Here is a 24,204-nt window from a genome sequence, read left to right as displayed (position 1 = left end):
TGCGTTCGTGACGTGTCGACATCGGGAACGCGCCGGGAGCCGAGAAGGCACCCGGCGCGCGACGCCTCAGGGCTTCATGGTCGAGATGACCGCGTTCTTCGCCCGGTCCACCACGGCGACGCTAAGGTCGCGGTTGAGGACGTAGGCGTGGGCGTTGTCGGCCGAGAACGCGATCGCCTGGCGCGGCTCGTTCAGGCCGGTCACCGTGGCGACGACCTTGAGGGTGCCGGTGTCGATCACCGACAAGGAGTTGTCCTTGAGATTGCCCGAATAGACGAAGCGCCCGTCCGGGGTCAGCGCGGCGCCGTAGGGGTCCTTGCCCACCGCCACCTCGGACGTGACCTTACGGGCGGCGACATCGACCACGCCGATCGTGTTGCGGCCGCTGTTGGCGGCAAACAGCGTCTTACCGTCCTTGGTGATCGAGATGGCGCGCAGCTTGTCGAACCCGGCGATCTCGCCGGTGATCTTGTTGGTGGCGGTATCGACCAACGTGATCTTGTCGCCGAGGAAGTTCGTCACGAACACGGTCTTGCCGTCCGGCGACAACTTCACGCCCTGGCGCGGCTGCGCGAAGCCGGGGATCACAGCCTCGGCGAGCATGGTCCTGGTGTCGAACACGGTCAGCGTGCTCGCGGCCTCGTTATTGACGTAGAGCTTGGTCCCGTCGGCCGAGAGCACCGTGCCGAACGCGCCGGGGCCCGCGGCGAGAACGCCGGCTTCCTTGCCGGTGGCGGTCTCGTAGACCGTGATCCGGCCGGTGCCGCTGTCGGAGACGTAGAAGCGGGCGCCGTCCGGCGCGAACACGATGTTGCGCGGGGTCACGAAGCCGTCGAGGCGGCGCAGCACCGTGCCCTTGGCGACGTCGTAGACGATGACGGCGCTCTCTTCGCTGTTCGACACAGCGGCGACCGTACCGGCGGCGTTCAGCGCCAGCGCGTTGTTCTTGATCGCCCCGTCGAAACCGGCGGCGAACCCGGGCTGGCCCTGGGCGAGGAGCAAGGCGGCTCCGGCGACGAGGGCGCGCAGGCTGGTGCGGATATGGGTCATGAAGCGTGTCTCTCGGGCATGCGCGCTCGTTCGGCGGCCGGGGCCTGCCGTGAGGGCTGGTTCGAAATCGGAAATCCGTCGTGCAAGGCCGGGCCGGCCGTGCATCGCCCTGAGGAGACGCCGGAAGGCGCGGTCTATTCCCCGAGGCCGGCGAAAAAAGCGCGGCGGCCTCGGGAATCGGGGGTTCAGGGCGTCGGCTTCAACGCCGTGAGGTAATCGATGATGGTCTGCACGTCGGCCTGATCGACCGGTGCCTTGTAGACGTGAACCATCTTGTTCACGGTCTCGGTCCACTGCGCCTTGGTGAGCTTGGGCTGGGTCAGCACCATCCCGGCCGAGTGGCAGGCAAGGCAGTTGTTGTTGACGGCCTCGGCCCCCGGCCCGTCGGGGAAGATCCGGTCGGAGGTCGGCATCGCAATGGATTGCGAGGTGAAGCGCATCGGCTCGGGGGCCGGGGCGGCGAGCGCCACCAGAGGAGACAAGGCGAGCGCGGCGATGAGGGCCGCAGGGCGGATCGGGTTCATGGCTGGTCTCCTCAAGCGGCCTGGAAGGACACGGTCTCTATGCCGTTCTGCATGAAGCCGTTGGCGTTCCAGACCTGGTCCATGCCCTGGGCGACGCCGTTGGTATTGGTGCAGCGGACCTTAACCGCATGGGTGCCGGCGGCCAGCGCCGGCAGGCTGCCGTCGAAGCGGCGGAAGCTGTAGGGGCCCTCGTCCGCGCCGAGTTGCGCCGGAAACCACGTCGCCCCGCCGTCTCCGGAGAAGTCGACCGCCTTTACCCCGCAATCGCCGCCGAAAGCGATGCCGCGAAGGGCCACCGGCGTTCCGGCCGCCACCTTGGCGCCGTCGGTCAGGTTGGTGACGAAGGAGCGCGGCACCATCCTGTTGATCGGCACCGTCTTGAAGCCGGTCTGGCCGGGCTTGATGTTGGCGCCCGGCACGTCCGGGATGCGGTAGGCGGTCTTCATCCAGTACCCGTCGTCGGGCTTGTCCAGCACCTCGATGTCGGACAGCATCTTGACCCAGTAGGTCGAATACCAGCCCGGCACCACGAGGCGGAGCGGGAAACCGTTGAGCAGCGGGAGCTGCTCGCCGTTCATCGCGTAGGCGATCATCACCTCACCATTGTTGGCGTGGTCGAGATCGAGCGACTTCTTGAAGTCCGGCGCGTCGTCGACCACGGGCTCGTCGAGGCCGTTGAAGCGCACCTGCACGGCGCCGGACTTCACCCCAGCGCGTTCGAGCACGTCCTTGAGGCGTACCCCGGTCCAGCGGGCGTTGCCCATCGAGCCGTTGGCCCATTGCGCGCCGGGCACCCGCGGCTCGAACAGCCCGCGTGAATTGCCCGAGCACTGGTTCACCGCGGCGATCTCGAAGCGCGGCAGGCCGGCGATGGCGTCGAGCGAGAGCGAGAGTTCCTTATCGACGTGGCCGTGGACCTTAAGACGGAAGGTGCCGGCATCGACTTCGGTCGGGATCGAGGCCCAGTGCCAACGGACGTAGAAGCGGTCGTTAGGGGTGAACACGCCCTCGTCGAACACCGAGAACGGCGTCTCCAGCAGCGGCGGATGGGTGCGTTGAAGGATCATCTCGGCCTTGCCCGGAAAGGCGGTGGTCAGCGCCCGCTCGTCCGGGCCGCCGGGCAGCGGAAGCTTCACCGAGCCCGCGGCCCAGGCCGGCATGGCGGCGGCGAGGCTGCCGACCCCTAGGCCACCCAGGACGAGGCGGCGGTTCAACGGTTCGTGCAGATGGCGCATGATGTCTCCCTGGAATCGTTTGTTGGGCCGCGTCGGCCGGTCGCTGGATCTCGGTGTCGCCGTCGGCGGACGGCATTGGCGTCGGTCGGGACGGTTCGGTCTCGCCGCCGGAAACTCGGGTCGTCGATCCATGTCATCCCGGCAAAGAGGCGTCCTCTCCGTGAACGAGATGCTACAGCGAGATGATTATTCCACCCAATGATCGTTAGAGATCTGAACGATCTCCGATTGCGATCATCCGAAGATTTCCGATCTCCGATCAATGGCGGGCGGCCGGATCAGATGATCGTCAGCCAGGCGGTGCCGACGGCGGCGACAGTCAGGGCGACCGTCCAGAACAGGACCCAGCGCATATGACCGCTGGTCTCGCCCTGCCGGGCCTCGTCAGTGGTCTCGAAGGTGGGTCGGGTCATGATGGATCTCCCTGTCATTCGGGTGTTCGAAGGCTTCACGTGCCGCCGGACGGATGCCCGGCGGCCAAGGGGGCGCTGTCAGCGACCGATCAGTTCCCGCGCCGGGCCGCCGGTCTCCTGGCCGCGGCCACGGGCGTAGGCCGGGAGTGCCGGGTTCTTGGCGTTGGCGCCATCGGCGTCGCCGTAGATCGGTGCGGATGGGCTGGTGATGAAGCGGACCTGCGGAGCGCGGAGGCCCTGGGCCTGCGAGAGGCCCGTCATGCCGACGAGGGCGGAGGCGGCGAGGGCGACGGCAGCGATCGTACGGGTCATGGTCGATATCCTTCTGGTCGGGTCGTCACGTCGGTTCGTGATGACAAGAAGGTAGCGGCCGACAACCATTCATACTAATGGTTTGATTAGCTAGTTTTAATCGATTGTTTTGATGATTAAGCGCCGCTTGCGAGTTGATGTTTATCGCGGCGGCGCGCGATGCGGGGTCGTGCTAGAGCCGGTGCGTTGACCCTCCGAAGCCCAAGAGCGCCCCGTGTCCGAATCCAGTCTGCTGGCGATCAGCACAGGCCTAAAGCCGCTCTCGCGCCTCCAGCATCCGCGGGACGTGATCCGACAATTCACGCCGAACTGGTTCACCGTGGTGATGGGCACTGGCGTGGTCGCCTTGGCCCTCGACCGTCTGCCGGAGACGCATGCCCTGCTGGCCCCTGTGCCGCTCGGGCTCTGGCTCGCCTCCGTCGTGCTTTTCGCCACCTTCTGCCTAGTCTACGGCGCGCGCTGGATCTTCTACTTCGATGGCGCCCGACGGATCTTCGGACACTCGACGGTGTCGATGTTCTTCGGGGCGATCCCGATGGCACTGGCGACGCTGCTGAACGGGCTGCTGATATTCGGTCCGCCCTATCTCGGCGCAGAGACCGTCCGAATCGCACTGCCACTGTGGTGGTTCGACGTGGCGCTCGCTCTGATCTGTGCTGTCGCGATCCCCTACCTGATGTTCACCCGTCAGGAGCACCGCATCGACCAGATGACGGCCGTATGGCTGCTGCCAGTGGTGACAGCCGAGGTCGTCGCCGTCTCCGGTGGCCTGCTCGCTCCAGCCTTGAGCGGCGAGAGCCAACAACTCGCCGTCATCGTCACGAGCTTCGTGCTCTGGGGCGTCTCGGTCCCGCTGGCGCTGAGCATCCTGGCGATCCTGGTGCTGCGCATGGCGCTGCACAACTTGCCACCGCGTGAGATGGCCGCATCGAGCTGGCTCTCCCTCGGTCCGCTCGGAACCGGGGCGCTCGGCCTGCTCGTGCTGGGGCAGGCCGGTGGCCCGATCCTCGCGGCAGGCGGTTTTGCCGGCGCGCCCGAGATCCTCAGGATCACGGGCCTGATCGGCGCGCTGATCCTCTGGGGCTACGGCGCCTGGTGGTTTCTGCTCTCGCTCGCCGTCACCGTGCGCTACCTACGCGCCGGCGTTCCGTTCAACCTCGGCTGGTGGGGCTACATCTTCCCGCTCGGCGTCTATGCCCTGGCCACCCTGCGGATCGGCGAAGTGACGGCACTCAGCGGGTTCGCCTGGCTCGGAGCGGGCCTCGTCGGCCTGCTGACCCTACTCTGGCTGATCGTGTCCGTGCGCACGTTGCGCGGGGCCTATCGCGGGGAGCTCTTCGTCTCGCCCTGCCTCGCCGGGGCCTGACCGGGCCTCGGGCGCATCCGATCGGTTCAAGCGAGGCCCAGCACGCGGATCAGACCGAGGCTGACGGCGCCGAGTGCGACGAGCGAGGCGACCACCGCCAGGGTCACCCGCGCCCCGGCCTTGGCGACGCTGCGCACATCGACCCCGAGGCCGAGCGCCGCCATCGAGACCACGGTGAGCAGATTGGCGGTCTCCGACATCGGCGCGAGCGCGACCTGCGGAACCAGCCCGGCCGAGCGAAGGCCCGCGAGCGCCAGGAAGGCGAGGATGAACCACGGCACCAAGCGGTGGATCGCGAGGCCGGCGCGAGCAGGGCGGTCGCCAGCGGTGACGCCGGGGGCGGCCTCGTCGGTCTCCTCGCGCAGCCGGCTTGCGCCGAGCGAGAGCATCAGGACGACCGGGCCTAGCATCAGCACCCGGACGAGCTTCACCAGGGTTCCGACCTGGACGCTGAGCGCCGCGACCGGCGCGGTGGCGGCGAGGACTTGCGGAACAGCGTAGACGGTGAGGCCGGCGAGCACGCCGTACTGCATCGGCGACAGACCGAGCAGCGGCACCAGCAGCGGTAGGCCGAGCACCACCAGCACGCCCAGCACCGCGGTGAAGGCGATGGAGGCGGCGACGTCCTCGCCGTCGGCGCCGATCACCGGTGCCGTGGCCGCGATCGCCGAGTTGCCGCAGATCGAGTTCCCGCAGGCCACGAGGATCGCCATGCGCGGATGCAGCCCGAGCGCTCGGCCGATGCCGTAACTCGACAGGATCGCCACCGCGACGACGCCCGCAATGCCGAAGAGCAGGCCCGGTCCGGCGGCGAGGATCGTCGCGAGGCTGAGCGACGCCCCGAGCAGGACGACCGCGATCTCCAGCACGGTCTTGGCCCCGAAGGCGATGCCGGGAAAGAAACGCTGCGACGGGGTCCAGGCGGTGCGAATCGCGCTCCCGAGCAGGATCGCCAGTACCAGGGCTTCGAGCCAAGCGCGACCGAACAGATGCGCCTCGACGGCCTCGAAGCCGACCGCTGCGGCGGTGACCGCCACGCAGAGGCCCAGTCCCGGAAGGATGGCTCTCGTGCCGGCCAAGGCGTGCATCGATCGAGGGTGGGAGAAAAGTCTGGGCGCGGACATGGATGGCTCCGATGTGATGCCGGAGGATCCCAGGGCCCGTTCATTCACTCCAACGGAATGATTAGATGCTTGCCATCACTGAAATAGATGAAAGCAGGACCCCTTCAGAGTTTGCGGAGACCCATTGTGGAGGGCCGACAGGCGGATTCACCCGTCGATCCAGCGGGCCTTGATCGTCGTGTCCGCAGCAAGCTCATAGATCCTGACGGAGCCCGTCGCGAGTTCAAGGTGCTCGACCTCCGCGGGGCTCAGGTCTTCAAGCGCCATGACAAGCGCCCGCAGGCAATTGCCGTGGGCGACGACGAGCACGTCTCCGCCCATAACCGCCGGCTGGATGGTTCGGAGGTAGCATGGGACGATGCGGGCGACGGTATCGCGCAGGCTCTCACCGTTCGGCGGCGCCTCGGCGTAGGAGCGGCGCCAGGTCTCGATCCGCTCCGCCCCCCAGCGCGCATCGGCGGCGATCTTGTCGAGCCCGCTGAGGTCGCCGTAGTCTCGCTCGTCGAGCGCGGCGAAGCGTTGGGGGACCAATCCGGGTTGCCCGAGCGCATCGAGAATAAGCCGGCCGCTCACGATCGCCCGCGTCAGCGTCGAGGTGAAGGCTGCGGAAAAGCGCCAGCTGCGCTCGGCCAAACGCCGCCCGGCTGCCTCGGCTTCCATCCGGCCCTGCTCGGTCAAGGGCGAGTCCAGCAATCCCGTGAACAGGCCGGATCGGTTGGCTACGCTCTGGCCATGCCGGACCAGCACGAGATGTCGCGTGACCGGGGCTTTGCAATCGTGAATCACGCTGTCTCCCGAGGCAGAGCACTTTCGTGCCGGTCGCATCGCCTCTGATGATGTCGGCATCCGACTTCAACGAACTTCGACCATGCGATGGGTTGGACCGTTCATCCGGAGTCGGCGGGTCATCCTAGGTCCGCTTAAGAACGTCTCGCGACTGAAAGCAGCCAAGCTGCTTCCCACCCCAAGCTGACCTCGCGAATGGGTACCAAGCGTCAGATTTCAACCACTAGGGGCCCGCATCCACGGGACCTACGGAAACGGCGCTAGGCAACCATGCTCCGATGGCGCAAAAGAAACCTATGTTATGCGGCAACCTACCGGCCAGGCCGGCCTTTGGTATCCATGCCCCTGCCTGACCCCGCCGATGCCCCCCATGTCCTCGTGGTCGACGACGACGCCCTCATCCTGATGGATGTGTCCGACATCCTGGAGGATGCCGGTTTCGTGGTTCTTGAGGCGATGGACGTCGCCCAGGCGACGCGGGTGCTCGACGAGCACCATGGCAAGGTGCAGCTGCTGTTCACGGACGTGCAGATGCCCGGGCCGGACAACGGCTTCGACCTGGCGCGGCGGACGGCCGTGACGTGGCCCCACATCGCCATCGTGGTCGCCTCCGGCAATGTGCGACCTGAACCCGGGGACCTGCCCGATGGGGCGACGTTCATCGGGAAGCCGTTCAGCCCCTCCTTGGTCCGGCACCACGTGCGCGAGACGATGCCGTCGGAGAAGCACCCCGGGCCCCTTCGGAGGTAAGCCCGGGATCGGTTGGCCGGAGCCCCATGCCTCCTACCGGCTCTCCTCGATCATCGACCGGATGCGAGCGACCCTCGATGTCGGGTTAGGCGAGGTCTTCGAGAATGTCGGAGACCAACATGCCTAACCGTCGGCTCGTCGTCGACCACCAGCATGGTCTCGTCCTCGTTGTCATTCCGCGGCCAAGGGCATCGTGTGCCCCTCGACGGGTTCCGGCTGCATGTCGGATCTCGGCAGTCCCCATCCCTTCACCAGCCCGTATACCGCCGGGATCACGACGAGGGTCAGGACGGTCGACGACACCATGCCGCCGATCATCGGCACCGCGATGCGCTGCATGACCTCGGAGCCCGAGCCGGTGCTCCACAGGATGGGCAACAGCCCGGCTATGATGGCGACCACGGTCATCATCTTGGGCCGCACCCGCTCGACCGCGCCGACCATGATCGCCCGCCTCAGGTCATTTCGCGATAGGGCGCGCCCATCCCGCTCGCACTCCGTCCGGATCTCGGCCAGCGCATGGTCGAGGTAGACCAGCATGATCACCCCGGTCTCGGCGGCGACCCCGGCGAGCGCGATGAAGCCCACGGCCACGGCGACCGATAGGTTGAAGCCCAACCACCACATCAGCCAGACGCCGCCCACCAGTGCGAAGGGCAGCGACAGCATCACGATGAGGGTTTCAGTCAGCCGGCGAAAGTTGAGGTAGAGCAGCAGGAACACGGTCAGGAGGGTCAGGGGCACCACGATCTTGAGCCGGGCCGTGGCGCGGTCGAGGTACTCGACCTGCCCGCTCCACTGGAGGGTGGTCCCGGGTGGCAGGCTCACCTCGCCGGTAACAGCCGCCCGTGCATCGGCCACGTAGCCGCCAAGGTCCCGTCCCGAGACATCGACGTAGATGAAGACCGCGAGTTGCCCGTTCTCGGTCCGGATCTGGGTCGGCCCCCGGGTCAGTGCCACCTTGGCGACTTCGCCCAAGGGGACCGTGCCTCCGCCCGCGATGGGCACCTGCACCTCGGTCGCGATGGATTGTGGGCTCGACCGGAAGGCGCGCGGGTAGCGCACGTTGACGGTGTAGCGCTCGCGGCCCTCGACCGTGTTGGTGACGCTCTCGCCGCCGAGCGCCATGGCGATCACGTCCTGCACGTCCCCGACCGATAGGCCGTAGCGGCCCAGAACCTCCCGGTCGGGCGTGATGTCGAGGAAGTACCCGCCCTGGACGCGCTCGGCATAGGCGCTCGACGTGCCCGGCACCGCCTTCACCACCGCCTCGACCCGGCGGGCGACCTTCTCCATCTCGGCGAGGTCGGTTCCGAGCACCTTGATGCCGACGGGGGTCCGGATGCCGGTGGCGAGCATGTCGATGCGGGCGCGGATCGGCTGGGTCCAGGCATTGGAGACACCGGGGAACTGGAGCGCGGCATCCATCTCGGCTTTGAGGCTCGCCAGCGTCACGCCCGGGCGCCACTCCGCCTTCGGCTTCAGGTTGACGATGGTCTCGAACATCTCGGAGGGCGCCGGGTCCGTCGCGGTCGCGGCCCGTCCGGCCTTGCCGTAGACGGACAGGACTTCCGGGAAGCTCTTCAGGATGGTGTCCTGTCTCCCTAAAAGCTCGCCGGCCTTGGTCACCGAGATGCCCGGCAGGGTGGTCGGCATGTACATCAGGGTGCCCTCGTCGAGATCGGGCATGAACTCGGACCCGAGTTGCAGGGCCGGCCAGACCGAGGCGCCGAGAACGCCCAGCGCGATCAGGATGGTCAGCACCCGCGCCCGCAGGACCCCTGCGATGATGGGACGGTAGAACCAGATCAGGAGCCGGTTCACCGGGTTGCGGTGCTCGGGCACGATGCGGCCGCGCACGAACAGCACCATCAGCGCCGGAACCAGCGTCACCGACAGCACCGCCGCCGCCGCCATCGCGAACGTCTTGGTGAAGGCCAGCGGCCCGAACAGACGCCCTTCCTGGCTTTCCAGGGTGAAGATGGGCAGGAAGCTGACCGTGATGATGAGGAGCGAGAAGAACAGCGAGGGACCGACCTCGGAGGCGGCCTCTATCAGGACCTGGACCCGGGGCTTGCCAGGGTCCGCCCGCTCCAGGTGCTTGTGGGCGTTCTCGATCATGACGATGGCGGCGTCGATCATGGCGCCGACCGCGATGGCGATGCCGCCCAGGCTCATGATGTTGGCGCCCAAGCCCAGCGCCTTCATGCCCGCGAACGCCATTAGGATGCCGACCGGCAGCATCAGGATCGCGACCAGCGCACTGCGGACGTGGAGCAGGAACACGACGCAGACGAGGGCGACGATGGCGCTCTCCTCGATCAGGGTCCCCTTGAGCGTCTCGATGGCCGCCTCGATGAGGTGCGACCGGTCGTAGACAGGCAGGATCTCGGTGCCCTTGGGCAGGCTCGCGGCGACCTCGGCGAGGCGCGCCTTGGCACTCGCGATAACGTCGAGGGCGTTGGCCCCGAAGCGCTGGAGGATGATGCCGCCGGCGACCTCGCCCTCCCCGTTCATCTCGGTGATGCCGCGGCGCTCGTCGGGACCGAGCTCGACCCGGGCGACGTCCTTCACCCGCAGGGGCGTGCCCGCCTCTGTCTTCAGGACGATGCTCTCGATGTCGGCGATGCTCTTGAGGTACCCGCGGCCACGGACGACGAACTCGAACTCGGAGAGCTCGACGGTGCGGCCGCCTACGTCGGCGTTGCTCGCCCGGATCGCGTCCCGGAGCTTCGCCAGGGTGATGCCCTGCGCCCGCAACCGGCTCGGGTCGACGACCACGTTGTACTGTTTGACGAAGCCGCCGACGCCTGCGACCTCGGCCACGCCTTCGGCACGAGAGGCCCCGAAGCGCACGACCCAGTCCTGGAGCGAGCGGAGCTCGGCCAGCGTGCGCTCTTTGGCGACCACGACGTACTGGTAGACCCAGCCGACCCCGGTCGCGTCCGGTCCCAGCGTCGGGGTCACCCCCGCCGGCAGGCGCTTGGCCACGGTGTTTAGGTATTCGAGCACCCGGCTCCGGGCCCAGTATGGGTCGGTGCCGTCCTCGAAGATGACGTAGACGAACGAGACCCCGAAGAACGAGAAGCCGCGCACGACCTTCGACCGGGGCACCGTCAGCATGGCGGTAGTCAGCGGGTAGGTGACCTGGTCCTCGATGACCTGTGGCGCCTGCCCGGGGTACTCGGTGTAGACGATGGTCTGGACGTCCGAGAGGTCCGGGATCGCGTCGAGCGGCAGGGTCCTCAGGGCGTAGAGCCCGGCCCCCACCGCGAACACCGTCCCGATCAACACCAGAACCAGATTCCGGGCCGACCAGCCGATGAGCCGGGCGATCATGGCGCCCTCCCATCGGCCGCCGCCTGCGGACCTGGTTCTACCTTCGGCTCGGAGAGACCCTGCAGCGCCGCCTTGAGGTTGCTCTCGGCGTCGATGAGGAAGTTGGCGGCGGTCACCACCCGGTCGCCTGCCGCGATGCCCTCCCGGACTTCGACGTAGCCGTCGCCGCGGGCACCGAGCTTGACCGGGCGCGGCTCGAAGCGGCCCTCGCCCTTGTCGAGCAGGACGACCTGCCTGGTTCCGGTGTCGATGACGGCGTCGTCGGGGACGGCGACCACGGGCTTGGCGTTCCCGGTCGCGATCTCGACGTCGCCGTACATCCCGGGCCGCAGGTCGCCGTTGAGGTTCGGCAACTCGATGCGCAGGCGGGCCGTCCGGGTCCCCATGGCGAGGTGCGGATAGATCCGCGTCACCGTGCCAGTGAAGGTCCGGTCGGGAAACGTCCGGGCACGCACGGTCGCCGTTTGGCCCTCCGCCACGGACGCCAGGTCGCGTTCGGTCACGTCGACGAGCACCCATACCCGGGTATGGTCGACGAGCTTGAACAGGGTGTCGCCGGACTTGGCGCGCATGCCGTCGGAGACGTTGCGCTCGACCACGACGCCGTCGCGTGGCGCCGACCACGTGATGGTCGCCGGCACTTTTCGGGATCGCTCGATCTCGTCGATGGCCTCGGGCGGGATGCCGAGGTTCTCCAGTCGGCGCCGGGCGCCCTCGTAGCCGATGCCGGTGAGGTACTGCGCGGCGGCCGCGTTCATCTCGGGCGAGAACAGGCGCATGAGCGGCTGGCCCTTGTGGACGTGGTCGCCGGTGGTGACGGCCTCGACCTTCTCAATGAAGGCGTCGGTGCGCATCGCGATGACCGAGATCCGGCGCTCGTCCTCCTCGATGGTTCCAGGAGCCCGCACCGGCATGGATAGGACGCGCCGTGCAGCGACCTCCGTCCGGACGCCGGTTCGCTGGACCTTGCCGGGCGAGAGGGTCACGGTGCCGTCGTCGGTGTCCTCGCCCTCGTAGACGGGGAGGTAGTCCATCCCCATCGAGTCCTTTTTCGGAATCGGCGAAGTGTCCGGAAGGCCCATCGGGTTGCGGTAGAAGCGCACCTTGCGGGCGCTCGCGGGCGTCTTGGCCTGAGCCATGGCCATGTCGCCGTGGCCGGCGTCAGGCATGGCTTCCGCCTCTTCGGGTTCGTCGAAGCGCACGTCCTCGCTGGCGTGGACGGCGCGGTAGTCGCGACCGTCCGCCGTCTGTTTGGGTTCGGAGGCGTAGTCCGGCTTCCCGTCCGGGTCTCGGTAGTAGACCACCGAACCCGTCGCCTTGATCGGAGCCTGCGCGGGCATCGGGGAGGCCGGCCGTGCACCCGGCAGCCAATGGGCGAACCCGGTCCGCGCCTGCTGGACGAGCGCCGGCACGGGGCTGCCCTCATGCCCCGCGCCATAGCCCAGCCCCCCCGCCGCGAGCGCGGCGAGGGTCCCGGCCAGCCATGCCGTCCGGCTCACTTGGTGGCCTTGAACACCAGCTTGTTCTCGACGGTGCCGGTCTCGCCTTGGACCTTGGCCCCGAGCGAGAGGCGCCAGCCGCCGGCCATCGTCAGCTTCGCCTTGAACCGGTAGAGGCCCGGCTCCGGCGAGGGCAGTTGCTCGATCTTGGAGGTCATCTCCTCCATGCTGTCGGGCGCCATATCGATGCGCTTGGCGAAGATGACGGCGTTCGGCACGGGCTTGGACGTGCGCTTGTCGACGAGGCGGACGTCGAGGATGGCCTCGCCCTGCTTGGCTTCGTCCTTCACCAGCTGGAACTCGTAGTCCTTGGTGTCGGCCCGGGCCGCGGCGGTGAGGGCGAGGCCGAGCAGCGCAACCGTGAGGGCGCGCGAAAACGATGTCTTGGTCACGATGTGGGGTCTCCTGAACGCGATGGATGGCCACGCGCGGACGCGCGTCACCGTGCCGGCGCAGGCGCCGACGGCATCGGGTTCAGGCTCGGGGAGGCTCGGAGGGTGGCCCTTGCGAGACGCTGTCGAAGGAGGCGGTGACGGCCCACGCAGTCCCCTCGACGACGGCGACGCGTCCCGGCAACCCTAAGGCGCCGGGCAGGCCGGTGGCGACCTTCGCCAGGCAGAGTGCCATCAGGGGGCAGCCCTTCGAGCAGTCGGGCATGTCCGGCCGCTCCTTGGGGCAGCACGGCATCTCGTCCATGGCCATCCCGGCCATGTCGTCCATGGCCTCGTCGGGCATCGCCATGGCGTGGCCCTGAGCGGCCATCGGCGCATGCATGCCCGCGGCGGCCGCGGATGCGGTCACCGGCGCAAGGGCGAGGCTGAGGACCGCAAGGAGCGGAAGCAGCCGCCGAAGGGCGAGCCAGAAGGTCACGGACGGACGATGCCACATCGCGGAGCGGTGAGGAAGGGAGGTGACTACCGGACGCGCCAGAGGGATACGGCGAGCGCGACGTTCGCGAGGGCGAGCACGGTCAAGAGGGCGTAGGTCGCATCGGCGCCCGCCTGCGTCAGCACGACCGCCCCGAGGGAGGGCGCAAGCGCCTGCGCCACCAGCCCCGGACGGGCGAGCCGGCCAACGAGCGGGGCGTAGCGCTCGGGACCGAACAGCGCGAGGGGCACCGTCCCGCGGGCGATGGAATAGATCCCGTTGCCGGCGCCGTAGAGGACCAGCGACAGCCCCACCACGGGCAGACCAGCCGCCAGCATCGCGACCCCGATGGCGACGAGGACCATCGCCGCGGTGAGGGTCCATAGAGGGTGATGCCGGCCCTTCCCGGCCATCTCGACGATGCGCGCCCCCACCTGTGACGGGCCGATCAGCGCGCCGTATGCGACGGCCGAGGTCAGCGCCACGCCACGGGCCTGGAGAAGGGTAATGAGGTGCACCGAGACCATGGCCATTACGGTGCCGCCGAGGGTCAGGACCCCCGCCATGAGGAGGAAGGCACGCCGCTCGCGTGCATCGAGCCGGACGGCCGAGACCGGGCCCTCGGAACGTGCTGGCCCGTGGGCAGGGGGGTGCGGGATGACGAGCAGGACGAGGGGAAGCGTGACCGCCAGGTGCAGCCCGGCATAGGCGAGGCAGGTGCCGCGCCAGCCTACCCGTTCGATCAGGAAGGCCGAGAGCGGCCAGCACACCGTGCTGGCGAAGCCGCCCCACAGGGTCAGGGTCGTGATGGCGGGTCTTGCCTCGGCGCCGTAGAGCCGACCAAGCGTGGCAAAGGCCGGATCGTACAGGCCGGTGCCCATGCCGAGCCCGACGAGGAGCCAGCCCACCAGGTAGGTCGGCAGGTTCGGCGCGAGGCCGAGGACGCCGAGGCCCAAGGCAAGGACCACGGCCGCGAAGGCCAGAACGGGCCTACCGCCGTGCTCCCCGATGAACGCTCCGACCCGTGGCGAGACCAAGCCCGCGACGAGGAGGCCGAGGGACAGGCCGCCGATGACCCAACCCAGGGGCCATCCCGTGTCCTTCGACATCGGGGTGGCCAGCACCGACAACAGGTAGAACGAGGAGCCCCAGGTCAGGATCTGGACGACGCCTAGGGCCGAGATCACGGGCCAGCGGCGCACCGGGGTCATCGGTCCGCTACCGGGCCCCAAGAACGGGTAGCCACACTGCAAGGGCAGCCAGGGTGACGAGCAGCACCGGAGGGGTGATCACGAGGCCGACCCGCATGTACTGACCCCAGGTGATGCGCTGGCCCTTGATGTCGAGGACGTGCAGCCAGAGCAGGGTCGCCAAACTCCCGATGGGCGTGAACTTCGGGCCGAGGTCGCAGCCGATGACGTTGGCATAGACCATGAGCTCCCGGGTCAGTGGCGAGAGGTCCGGGGCCTGCTGGATTGAGAGCGCGCCCACCAGCACGCTCGGCATGTTGTTCATCACCGAGGACAGGATCGCGGCGGCGACCCCCGTGCCGATGGTGGCCACTAACGGACCGAAGCCCGAGAGCCAGACGAGGCCCTGCGCCAGGTAGTCGGTCAGGCCGGCGTTCTTCAGCCCGTAGACGACGAGGTACATGCCGAGGCTGAACAGCACGATCTGCCAGGGCGCGCCGGCGAGGACCTTACGGATGGTGATGACGCGGCTCCGGTTGGCAAGCGCCAGCAGGACCACGGCGCCGGCGCAGGTCACGACCGAGACCGGCACGCCGAACGGTGCCGTCACGAAGTAGGCGATCAGCAGCAGCCCAAGGAGCGGGAAGGCCGCCTTGAAGACCAGCGGGTCCTTGATCGCGTGGCGCGGCGCTTCGAGCTCGGCCACCGGGTACGTGGCCGGCAAGTCGTGCCGGTAGAACAGCCAAAGCACCACCAGGGTCGCGGCCAGCGAGACGAGGTTCACCGGCACCATCACGGCAGCGTAGCGGCTGAAGGTGATGTCGAAGAAGTTTGCGCTGACGATGTTGACGAGATTGGAGATGACCAGGGGCAGGCTGGTCGAATCTGCGACGAACCCGCAGGCGACGATGAAGGCCAGCGCGGCAGCCGGCTTGAAGTCGAGGCGCAGCAGGATGGCCAGCACGATGGGGGTGAGCAGCAGGGCCGCGCCGTCATTGGCGAACACCGCCGCGATGGCGGCCCCGAGCAGGATCACCAGCGGGAACAGCAGGCGCCCCTGTCCGCCGCCCCAGCGAGCGATGTGGAGCGCCGCCCAGTGGAAGAAGCCGGCCTCGTCGAGCAGCAGCGATATGATGATCAGCGCCACGAAGGTGAAGGTGGCGTCCCAGACGATGTGCCAGACCACCGGGATGTCGCCCACGTGGATGACCCCGGTGGCGAGCGCCACGGCGGCCCCGATGAGGGCGCTCCACCCGATGCCGAACCCCTTCGGCTGCCAAATGACGAAGACGAGGGTGACCACGAAGATGGCGAGCGCGAGCATCGGGACCGTTTCTTGTTCTTGACGGGTGGCGGTTCAGGCGGTGGCGACGCGGCGCCCGTGCTCGTCGACGACGCGCTCGCCATCCTCCTTCACGAACTCGCCCCGCTGGGCCGGGAGGAGGTCGAGGACCGCCTCGGAGGGGCGGCACAGGGCAACACCTAGAGGGGTGACGACCAAGGGGCGGTTCAGCAGGATTGGATGTTCGGCAATGGCATCCAGAAGCTGATCGTCCGTCAGGCTCTCGTCCGAAAGGCCGAGCTCCGCGTAGGGCGTACCCTTCTCACGGAGCAGATCACGGACCTTCACGCCCGCCCGCTCGGCAAGCTGGCGCACCAGGATCCGGTTTGGGGGCGTCTTCAGGTACTCGACCACGTGCGGCTCGATGCCGGCGTTGCGGATGAGGGCCAGGGTGTTGCGGGACGTGCCGCAATCCGGGTTGTGGTAGATCACGACGTCCATCAGGCGGTCTCCGTGCAACATGCGGCGAGGGCAGCGACAGCCGGGGCGCAGACCTCGGGGCGTCCCTGGCAGCAGTCGCGCATCAGGAACTGGATGAGCTCGGACAGGTCCGGGTAGGCGGCGCTGTAGATGATCGAGCGCCCCTCCCGCCGGGACGTGACCAGCCCGGAATGCGAGAGCTCCTTCAGGTGGAACGACAGGTTGGTGCCCGACACGCCGACCGCCTCGGCCAGCATGCCGGCCGCCATGCCGTCAGGACCGGCGGTGACGAGCTGGCGCACGATGCGTAGGCGGTGCACCTGGCCAAGGGCCGCGAAAGCGGCGACGGCTTGCCGTTCGTCCATCATGATGTCAATATCTCAAACATCGTTGAAACATAGAGGAACGAAGCGTCTTGGACAAGCCCCACCAGCTCTTCGCCGATGGCCTGCCGAACCTCAGCGAGGGGCACTTCACAGTCCCGACGCCCGCCGCCCTGCAAATGGAAGCGCCGTTCACCCACGCCCCACGCTTCCTGATCCTATACGGCTCGCTCCGAGAGCGTTCTTTCAGCCGCTTCCTGGCCTACGAGGCGGCCCGCCTGCTGGAGGCGATGGGGGGCGAGGTGCGGATCTACGACGCGCACGGCCTGCCATTGCCGGACGACACGACTGCCGACCACCCCAAGGTTCAGGAGCTCAGGGAGTTCTCGATTTGGTCGGAGGGGCATGTCTGGGTCAGTCCCGAGCGCCACGGCAACATGACCGGGGTCATCAAGAGCCAGATCGACTGGCTGCCTCTGTCAGAGGGCTCTGTGCGTCCGACGCAAGGTCGAACCCTGGCCGTGATGCAGGTTTCGGGCGGCTCGCAGTCATTCAACGCCGTCAACAATCTGCGCATCCTTGGGCGCTGGATGCGGATGATCACCATCCCCAACCAGTCCTCGGTGCCCATGGCCTACAAGGAGTTCGATGACAGCGGTCGGATGAAGCCGGGTCCACTCTACGACCGGGTGGTGGATGTCTGTGAGGAGCTGGTCAAGTTCACCCTGCTCACTCGCGGGCGGGCCGACTATCTCGTGGACCGCTATTCCGAACGGAAGGAGCGCGAGCCTGAGCGCCTGAAGGCCGTGGCAGCCGACATCAAATTCGTGAGGCGGACTTCCTAATCTGCCGGGATACAGCCAGGCTCGCGGTTCCGTGACATGTGAACCTCCCACTAAGCTGGCCCCAGTGATAAACAGACCTACATACCATAGAACCTCGACACCTAGGCACTACGTGAGCATAGAGCGCAGGAAATCAGACCGATTTATTATCAAAAATTGAGGGCATATATTGGGATCACTGGATTTTGATAAGCTTTAACGAGGACGCGTCACTGCCCACTACTCAAGTATTTAGTGTCTCGCCTTCGGCCTTCTAATCTCGACCGGTAACGGGTTTCGCTCGACCTGACCCACACCTCGCTCCATTGGCGACACGTCCATCAATTGACCCTCAATCCTTCGCTACTTATGATACAATTCAGACACCGCGGCAAAGGTCTATGATGAAAAATATTCGTATTAGCACCTCACCTCCGAGTAATCATGAATTTGATGCAGATCATGAAAGCAGTTATTATTGCGACCTTCATCAAGCAGAAACGTGGCTCGAACTTGAAATAATCTCCTCAAACAAATCTATTGAAATATTCCCGGGGTTAGATAAAGTTGAGGCAGTATTTATTACTACGCAATATCTTTTCGATGAAAGACACAAGGAAATCGGCGATATTTTCCAATACATGAGTGAAGATGAGGAGCTTATGTATTATGGGATTGATCACGCTGGAAATGGGAGAATTGAACCTGCCGTAAATGAGGCAGCATGGCATATCGCGAACGCAGGCGAGCCCCTTCCAGACAATCATCGACTAACTCGAATCTCCACTACAAAACGAGCGTGGTAAAAATTATTATTGATTTTTGCTAACATAAAAACATATATATCCAATAATACTACGTCGTTGTACCCTCTATTATACCGAAATTGATGTAATAAATTAATAATCTATTGTCAGTGCTATTAAGTCTGAGATTTCCTCTCGGGAGAACACAAGACTACCTAAACCGGCACTGTTCGCCAACCTAGCGACAGGAGAGATCCTTTGTTGTTTGAGAGATGTAAGTAGCGCATTTAGTAGCGCACCCTTGTCGATCAGCTTATCATATGGAAGTCCGGTCTTCCAAAAATCCTGCATCGGCATCATGCTCCGCGAGAGCTTCGTGATGAATGGTGCATTGGATACGGCTGCGCTTTCGAGTGCGACGACATCTTGAAGCTTTACGTAAGGTCGCTCAGAATAAGACCACCTCGCTCTTGGAAGCACGCCGTCAGGGATCTCGATCAGCATCGCAAAGATGTTTGGCCGAATTCCGAGCCTACGTCTCGCCTCGGAATAAAGCAGGCATGCTTCGAATTCTTTCCGGATGCGGCCGACATCGTGATTATGCAACGCGGTCGGTAGTGCCCTTGCTTCGGGGTCGACCAATTCCCGATAAAGTTTGATCAGGATGTGCCGATCTATTCCAATTTCGCGCTGAGTTTGATGCTTATCGGCGAAGTCAACGTTTTCGTAGCCTGCGCCCAGAAGCTTCGTGGTCGCAGTGACGGGAAGATGCGTTCGCGCAAAGCGGCGGACGAGAGCTAGCAAGGGTCCGTGGCCAAGATCGTCGTTCCCTTTAAGCAACGAGTGTAGCGGATCGAGGAAGGTGTTTATTTGGTCTCGCCCTTTGTCGAACGGCGCTCTTACAGCCATCGCGCTCTCGATTGCCAAGTCGTCCTGCAAGGCGAAGCCGAAGCCGATGCTAGCCAGGGTGGCCATCGGCTTCTCTTCAGGTCTTTGAAGGCCGGCGAGGGCCAGAACGGCTGGGGCCAGAGACACGAAACGCAGGGGGTCGAGCAGTGGAACCGGTGGATGCGGGCGGCCAAGGAGGCGTGAAATATAATATTTGTCCCATTCCCATAGCCGTTCATCTGCCGCTTGGGTTTCCGAGATCAAGTCCTTTCCGCACAAGCAGATGCCTCGTCCGCTATCGATAATAGTGCAGCCGCAGTCGGTGCAGCCGTCAACGAGCGCATTCCCATGTTTTGGGCAACGTTCGATCACCCGAAGGTCCCACCAGCTACGTCGATGGATACCGGTGTTGGAATGTGAAACGAACCTGTCTTCCTCCACGCACCGAGGACACGCACGGATGCTGGACTGCCACTCCTGGTTCCTGAAGGCGGTGGAGCGGAAGGTGGTGAGTTCGCCCCTGCGTTCAAACGTTGCTGCCGCAAGCTGTTGTTGGTCAACGCCGGCGAGTTCGGCAATGGTCGGTGTCATCTTTCCCGCCTTGATCGCAGACCAATTGAGACCGAGTTCCGCCGCGAACTTGCTCGGCCTCGGCTGTCCCATCGCCGTTCCCAAGCGCCGGAACAGGTCGTAGGCCGGCTCGTCAGCGAGGTGCCTAACGCGCACTGGCAAAGATGCTGCCGAGGACAAGTCAGAAATGCCTGTTTACAAACAGCTCCTATAGGTAATAATTATAGTTAATATTCTGTTTCGCATGGACGAAGCAATTTTTGCGGCATGTTTATTTCGAAATGCGTACCCCATGCGGCAGCTTATTTGCGGATTTGCGGTGTTTTCTTTTTATAGACTGAAAATATTGCTTCTTTAAAACAAGCACTTAGCGAAAATTGTGCGGCAGGCTTTTACAGCCCTTACAGCTACGCCGACGCCACCTGGGACATGATCCAGTTCGGCCTGCGCCTCGGCCACGCCCCGCGCGGCCTCGTCACCACCACGCCGCGCCCGATCCCGCTCCTGCGCCGGCTCCTCGCCGACCCGACCACGGTGGTGAGCCGATCCCGCACGGCCGACAACGCCGACAACTTGGCGCCGAGCTTCCTCGACGCGGTGGTGGGGCGCTACGCCGGCACCCGACTCGGGCGCCAGGAGCTGGACGGAGAGCTCATCGAGGACCGTGCCGACGCCCTGTGGACCCGCGCGGCCCTCGAACACACCCGCGTCGCCCGCGCCCCGGAGGATCTGCGCCGCATCGTCGTGGCGGTGGATCCGCCGGCCACCTCGAAGGCCGGGGCCGATGCCTGCGGCATCGTGGCGACGGGTCTCGCGCCCTCCGGTCACGCCTACGTGCTCGCCGACGCGACCCTCGCCCGGGCGACGCCCGAGGCCTGGGCCGCCGCGGCGCTGGCCCTCTACCATCGCCTCGATGCCGACAGTCTCGTGGTCGAGGTCAACCAGGGCGGCGAGATGGTGACGGCCGTCCTTGGGCAGGTGGACGCGTCCGTGCCGGTGATCCCCGTACGGGCCACCCGCGGAAAATACCTCCGGGCCGAGCCGGTCTCGGTGCTCTACGCCCAAGGACGGGTCCACCATGTCGGCGCCCTTCCGGCGCTGGAGGACGAGCTCTGCGATTTCGGGCCCGACGGCCTGTCCTCCGGCGCCTCGCCCGACCGCCTCGACGCCCTCGTGTGGGCGCTGACCCACCTCATGCTGCGGGGCTCGGCCGAGCCGCGCATCCGGCGGCTGTGATCCGCCGCCGTTCAGGGGATTTCCATCATGCCCAACCTCTTCACCCGCCTCGCGCGGGCAGCCTTTCCCGTGCCCGAAACGAAGGCCGCGCCCCTCGCGGTGCAGTTCTACGGCGAGGGCCGGGCGGTGTGGACGCCGCGCGAGGGGAGCGCCCTCGCCCGCGAGGGCTTCCAGCGCAACGCCGTGGTCCACCGAGCCGTGCGACTCGTCGCCGAGGCCGCCGCGTCCCTGCCCCTGGTGCTGGCCGATGCGGGACACGAGCACCCGCTCCTGCAGCTGCTCGCCCGCCCGAACCCGCGCGAGGGCGGGGCGCGGCTCCTCGAATCGGTCTACGGGCACCTCATGGTCTCGGGCAACGCCTACCTGGCGGTCGAGAGTCTGGACGGCACCCCGCGCGAGTTCCACGTCCTGCGCCCGGACCGGATGCGGGTGGTGCCGGGGCCGGACGGCTGGCCCGTGGCCTACGCCTACACGGTGGGGGGCCGCACCCTGCGGTACGACCTCGACCAGGCGGGCGTCGCGCCCATCCTCCACCTCACCCTGTTCCATCCGGGGGACGACCATTACGGCCTCGCCCCCATGGAGGCGGCGGCCACCGCGCTCGACATCCACAACGCCGCCAGCGCCTGGAACAAGGCCCTCCTCGACAACGCCGCCCGGCCCTCGGGCGCCCTCGTCTTCGCCGCGCAGACCGGCGGCACCTTGAGCGAGGCGCAATTCACCCGCCTGAAGGCCGAACTCGAAGCCAACTACCAGGGCGCCGGCAATGCCGGGCGCCCTCTGCTGCTGGAGGGCGGCCTCGACTGGAAGCCCCTGGCCCTCTCGCCGAAGGACATGGATTTCGTCGAGGCGAAGAGTGGTGCGGCCCGCGAGATCGCCCTGGCCTTCGGCGTCCCGCCCCTGTTGCTGGGTCTGCCCGGCGACAACACCCACGCCAATTACGCCGAGGCCAACCGCGCCTTCTACCGCCAGACGGTGATCCCGCTGGTGCGCCGCACGGCCGAATCCCTCGCCCACTGGCTGGAGCCCGCCTTCGGCCCCGCCCGCCTGGAACCCGACCTCTACGCCATCGAGGCCCTCGCGCCCGAACGCGAGTCGTTGTGGCGCCGGGTCGGGGACGCAGAGTTCCTGAGCGACACGGAGAAGCGCGCGGCGGTGGGTTACGGCGCGGCGGGGTGAGCTCGCCCCGACCCTCTCCCTTTGCGGGGGAGGGCGATTGCATTGGGCGTGCGGGGGGCTTCGAAAGTCCCGCCACGCTTTGTCATTCCGGGGCCGCGCAGCGGAACCCGGGCCCCAGAAACACCGGTTTCGCAAATCTTGGCGCTGTCGGCGGCTCTGGATTGCACGCCTCCGGCGCGGCCCTCCGGGTCCGGGTTCGCTCAGCGCGCGATCCGGAATGACACCGGCGCGCCCATGCGATCGCCTTGCTCTGCGGGGGGATGCCCCCAAAAGCCGCTTATCCCGATTGGAGCCCCCCCATGGACGGCCATTTCACCGGCTATGCCAGCCTGTTCGGCGTGCCCGATCTCGGGCGCGACGTGGTGGCGCCGGGCGCGTTCGCCGCGAGCCTCCGCGCCCGGGGGAACTCGGGCGTGCGCATGCTGTGGCAGCACGATCCAGCCGAGCCCGTCGGGCGCTGGCTGTCGCTCACGGAAGATGCGCGCGGCCTGCGCGTCGCGGGGCAACTGAACCTCGCCGTGCAGCGCGCGCGCGAACTCGACGCCCTCCTGCGCGAGGGCGCCCTCGACGGGCTCTCCATCGGGTTCCGCACCGTCAGGGCGAGCCCGGACCGCGGCGGCCTGCGCCGGCTCCACAGCCTCGACCTGTGGGAGATTTCCCTCGTCACCTTCCCGCTCCAGCCCGGCGCGCGCATCGCGGCGAAATCCGCCCCCTCGGAATCCCTGCCCTCGGAATCCCTCCCCTTGGCGCAGGCGCTCCACGCCTTCGCCCGGCGCGTCGCCCCGCCGCGCGCCCATCCGTCCACCCGGCCCGTCGCCGCTCCCTCCCCCCGCGCCAAGAGGTTCGCATGACCGTCCATCACCCCCTCGAAACCAAATCGTTTCCCCTGGAGGACAAGGCCGCCGGCGGCGATCCGGCCGTGGCCCATGCCATGACCGATCTGCAGGGCGCCTTCGCGGCGTTCCGCGAAACCAACGACACCCGGCTGGCCGAGATCGAGGGCCGGCTCGGGACGGACGTGCTGACGGAAGAAAAACTCGCCCGCATCGACGCGGCCCTGGACACCGCCCGCACCCGCCTCGACCGCCTCACCCTCGACGGGCGCCGGGCGCCCCTCGGCGCCGGCAACCCACCCCGGGACGCCGCGGCCACGGAGCACAAGGCGGCCTTCGACCTCTACGTCCGGGCCGGCGAGAGCGGCGGCCTCAAGCGCCTGGAGGAAAAAGCCCTGTCGGCGGGCTCCGGCCCGGATGGCGGCTACCTCGTGCCCGAGACCATCGAGCGCGACGTGCTCACCCGGCTGGCCCGCCTCTCGCCGATCCGGGCGCTCGCCACGGTCCGCACGATCTCGGGCGGGCAGTACAAGCGCGCCGTCTCGGTGACGGAGGCGGTGTCGGGCTGGGTCGCCGAGGCCGCGCCCCGGCCGCAGACCGACGCGCCGACCCTGTCGGAGCTGAGCTTCCCCGCCATGGAGCTCTACGCCATGCCGGCGGCGACCCAGACGCTGCTCGACGACGCCATCGTCGACATCGACGCCTGGCTCGCCGACGAGGTCGAGACGGCGTTCGCCGAGCAGGAGGGCACCGCGTTCGTGACCGGCAACGGGATCAGCCGCCCGCGCGGCTTCCTCAGCCACGACACCGTGGCGAATTCCGCCTGGGTCCCGGGCAAGCTCGGGCTCATTGCCACGGGCGCGGCCGGGGCGTTCCCGGCCGCCAACCCGGCCGACGTGCTGTTCGACCTGATCTACGCCCTGCGCGCCGGCTACCGCCAGAACGCCGGCTTCGTCATGAACCGGCGCCTGCAGAGCACGATCCGAAAGATGAAGGACGCCGACGGCAACTACCTTTGGCAGCCGCCCCAGGGGGCCGACCGAAGCGCGACCCTGCTGGGCTTCCCGGTGACGGAGGCCGAGGCCATGCCGGATGCGGGGGCCGGCAGCCTGTCCCTGGCCTTCGGCGATTTCCGCCGCGGCTATCTCGTGGTCGACCGAGCCGGCCTGCGGGTGCTGCGCGACCCCTACTCGGCCAAGCCCTACGTGCTGTTCTACACCACGAAGCGCGTCGGCGGCGGCGTGCAGGACTTCGATGCGATCAAGCTGTTGAAGTTCGCGGCCTGACACCGGCCCCCGGGCCTTCGGGCCCGGGGGATCCAGTCTTAAGGAAGCGGAAACGCTAGCGCGCGATCGTCGGACGAAGATGTGGATACACTCCGCAGAGGA

Annotated in this window: 23 protein-coding genes and 1 pseudogene; 8 read left to right on the top strand and 16 right to left on the bottom strand. The window is 66.8% G+C overall.

Annotation, left to right across the window (positions count from 1 at the left end):
* Window positions 1-66: 66 nt before the first annotated feature.
* From ASF52_RS13625 to ASF52_RS13610, 5 genes are all read right to left on the bottom strand, one after another.
* Window positions 67-1,050, bottom strand: a complete 984-nt coding sequence (locus tag ASF52_RS13625) for a beta-propeller fold lactonase family protein (RefSeq protein ID WP_018044298.1) — start codon at window positions 1,048-1,050, stop codon at window positions 67-69.
* A 185-nt stretch (window positions 1,051-1,235) separates the two neighbouring features.
* A complete protein-coding gene (locus ASF52_RS13620) occupies window positions 1,236-1,574 on the bottom strand; it encodes a c-type cytochrome (protein WP_018044299.1) in 339 nt (112 codons plus the stop codon).
* A gap of 11 nt (window positions 1,575-1,585) precedes the next feature.
* Complete coding sequence (locus tag ASF52_RS13615; protein ID WP_018044300.1) at window positions 1,586-2,809, bottom strand: molybdopterin-dependent oxidoreductase; 1,224 nt, start codon at window positions 2,807-2,809, stop codon at window positions 1,586-1,588.
* A 278-nt stretch (window positions 2,810-3,087) separates the two neighbouring features.
* The gene (locus ASF52_RS23515; protein ID WP_018044301.1) at window positions 3,088-3,222 is read right to left on the bottom strand and encodes a hypothetical protein; all 135 of its coding nucleotides are present in this window, start codon (window positions 3,220-3,222) and stop codon (window positions 3,088-3,090) included.
* A gap of 78 nt (window positions 3,223-3,300) precedes the next feature.
* On the bottom strand, window positions 3,301-3,534 hold the full coding sequence (locus ASF52_RS13610) for a hypothetical protein (RefSeq protein WP_018044302.1): 234 nt from the start codon (window positions 3,532-3,534) through the stop codon (window positions 3,301-3,303).
* Window positions 3,535-3,748: 214 nt separating this feature from the next.
* Between ASF52_RS13610 and ASF52_RS13605 the strand changes: the two genes are divergently transcribed.
* Window positions 3,749-4,900: a TDT family transporter gene (locus ASF52_RS13605; protein ID WP_018044303.1), complete on the top strand. Its 1,152-nt coding sequence runs from the start codon at window positions 3,749-3,751 to the stop codon at window positions 4,898-4,900.
* A 26-nt stretch (window positions 4,901-4,926) separates the two neighbouring features.
* Here ASF52_RS13605 and ASF52_RS13600 read toward each other — a convergent pair whose 3' ends face one another.
* Window positions 4,927-5,988, bottom strand: coding sequence for a YeiH family protein (locus ASF52_RS13600; protein WP_018044304.1), 1,062 nt, complete (start codon window positions 5,986-5,988; stop codon window positions 4,927-4,929).
* 183 nt (window positions 5,989-6,171) lie between these two features.
* Window positions 6,172-6,810 (bottom strand): 2,3-bisphosphoglycerate-dependent phosphoglycerate mutase, encoded by a 639-nt coding sequence (locus ASF52_RS13595; protein ID WP_018044305.1) that lies wholly within the window; start codon window positions 6,808-6,810, stop codon window positions 6,172-6,174.
* Window positions 6,811-7,149: 339 nt separating this feature from the next.
* On the opposite strand from ASF52_RS13595, the gene ASF52_RS13590 reads away from it, so the two are divergent.
* Window positions 7,150-7,560, top strand: coding sequence for a response regulator (locus tag ASF52_RS13590; RefSeq protein WP_051074325.1), 411 nt, complete (start codon window positions 7,150-7,152; stop codon window positions 7,558-7,560).
* A gap of 171 nt (window positions 7,561-7,731) precedes the next feature.
* Here the strand turns inward: ASF52_RS13590 and ASF52_RS13585 are convergent, their stop codons facing one another.
* The 8 genes from ASF52_RS13585 to ASF52_RS13550 all read right to left on the bottom strand — a co-directional run bounded on the left by ASF52_RS13585 (window position 7,732) and on the right by ASF52_RS13550 (window position 16,585).
* Window positions 7,732-10,899 carry an efflux RND transporter permease subunit gene (locus tag ASF52_RS13585; protein ID WP_018044307.1) on the bottom strand — a complete coding sequence of 1,056 codons (3,168 nt, stop codon included), beginning with the start codon at window positions 10,897-10,899 and terminating at the stop codon, window positions 7,732-7,734.
* Window positions 10,896-12,398: an efflux RND transporter periplasmic adaptor subunit gene (locus ASF52_RS13580; protein WP_018044308.1), complete on the bottom strand. Its 1,503-nt coding sequence runs from the start codon at window positions 12,396-12,398 to the stop codon at window positions 10,896-10,898. The genes ASF52_RS13585 and ASF52_RS13580 overlap by 4 nt, the downstream gene beginning before the upstream one ends.
* Window positions 12,395-12,790, bottom strand: a complete 396-nt coding sequence (locus tag ASF52_RS13575; protein WP_018044309.1) for a FixH family protein — start codon at window positions 12,788-12,790, stop codon at window positions 12,395-12,397. Before ASF52_RS13575 ends, ASF52_RS13580 begins: the two co-directional genes overlap by 4 nt.
* A gap of 82 nt (window positions 12,791-12,872) precedes the next feature.
* Window positions 12,873-13,268, bottom strand: coding sequence for a hypothetical protein (locus ASF52_RS13570; RefSeq protein ID WP_018044310.1), 396 nt, complete (start codon window positions 13,266-13,268; stop codon window positions 12,873-12,875).
* A 44-nt stretch (window positions 13,269-13,312) separates the two neighbouring features.
* Entirely contained in the window at window positions 13,313-14,476 is a 1,164-nt protein-coding gene (locus tag ASF52_RS13565; RefSeq protein WP_056172881.1) for an MFS transporter, read from the bottom strand.
* 7 nt (window positions 14,477-14,483) lie between these two features.
* Complete coding sequence (locus ASF52_RS13560; RefSeq protein WP_056172876.1) at window positions 14,484-15,779, bottom strand: arsenic transporter; 1,296 nt, start codon at window positions 15,777-15,779, stop codon at window positions 14,484-14,486.
* Window positions 15,780-15,812: 33 nt separating this feature from the next.
* Entirely contained in the window at window positions 15,813-16,238 is a 426-nt protein-coding gene (gene arsC, locus ASF52_RS13555) for an arsenate reductase (glutaredoxin) (RefSeq protein WP_056172874.1), read from the bottom strand.
* Window positions 16,238-16,585 (bottom strand): ArsR/SmtB family transcription factor, encoded by a 348-nt coding sequence (locus tag ASF52_RS13550; protein ID WP_056172871.1) that lies wholly within the window; start codon window positions 16,583-16,585, stop codon window positions 16,238-16,240. Before ASF52_RS13550 ends, arsC begins: the two co-directional genes overlap by 1 nt.
* Window positions 16,586-16,632: 47 nt before the next feature.
* Between ASF52_RS13550 and arsH the strand changes: the two genes are divergently transcribed.
* Together arsH and ASF52_RS22670 are read left to right on the top strand one after the other, a co-directional pair.
* Window positions 16,633-17,385 carry an arsenical resistance protein ArsH gene (gene arsH / locus ASF52_RS13545; protein WP_056172868.1) on the top strand — a complete coding sequence of 251 codons (753 nt, stop codon included), beginning with the start codon at window positions 16,633-16,635 and terminating at the stop codon, window positions 17,383-17,385.
* A 380-nt stretch (window positions 17,386-17,765) separates the two neighbouring features.
* Window positions 17,766-18,170: a hypothetical protein gene (locus ASF52_RS22670; protein WP_156630141.1), complete on the top strand. Its 405-nt coding sequence runs from the start codon at window positions 17,766-17,768 to the stop codon at window positions 18,168-18,170.
* A gap of 93 nt (window positions 18,171-18,263) precedes the next feature.
* Here ASF52_RS22670 and ASF52_RS22100 read toward each other — a convergent pair whose 3' ends face one another.
* Window positions 18,264-19,724: a TniQ family protein gene (locus ASF52_RS22100; protein ID WP_244473818.1), complete on the bottom strand. Its 1,461-nt coding sequence runs from the start codon at window positions 19,722-19,724 to the stop codon at window positions 18,264-18,266.
* Between the two features lie 255 nt (window positions 19,725-19,979).
* Here ASF52_RS22100 and ASF52_RS13535 point away from each other — a divergent pair.
* The 4 genes and pseudogenes from ASF52_RS13535 to ASF52_RS13520 form a co-directional block, all read left to right on the top strand.
* Window positions 19,980-20,804 (top strand): annotated as a pseudogene (locus ASF52_RS13535) (phage terminase large subunit family protein); the annotation flags it as partial.
* Between the two features lie 27 nt (window positions 20,805-20,831).
* Window positions 20,832-21,983 carry a phage portal protein gene (locus tag ASF52_RS13530; protein ID WP_056172863.1) on the top strand — a complete coding sequence of 384 codons (1,152 nt, stop codon included), beginning with the start codon at window positions 20,832-20,834 and terminating at the stop codon, window positions 21,981-21,983.
* Between the two features lie 299 nt (window positions 21,984-22,282).
* On the top strand, window positions 22,283-22,834 hold the full coding sequence (locus ASF52_RS13525) for an HK97 family phage prohead protease (protein ID WP_056172860.1): 552 nt from the start codon (window positions 22,283-22,285) through the stop codon (window positions 22,832-22,834).
* Entirely contained in the window at window positions 22,831-24,102 is a 1,272-nt protein-coding gene (locus tag ASF52_RS13520) for a phage major capsid protein (RefSeq protein ID WP_056172857.1), read from the top strand. The genes ASF52_RS13525 and ASF52_RS13520 overlap by 4 nt, the downstream gene beginning before the upstream one ends.
* Window positions 24,103-24,204 lie beyond the last annotated feature (102 nt).

The sequence above is a fragment of the Methylobacterium sp. Leaf112 genome (genome assembly GCF_001423295.1).
In the GTDB taxonomy this organism is placed as follows: Bacteria; Pseudomonadota; Alphaproteobacteria; order Rhizobiales; family Beijerinckiaceae; genus Methylobacterium.
This window is presented reverse-complemented; position numbering and strand designations above follow the sequence as displayed.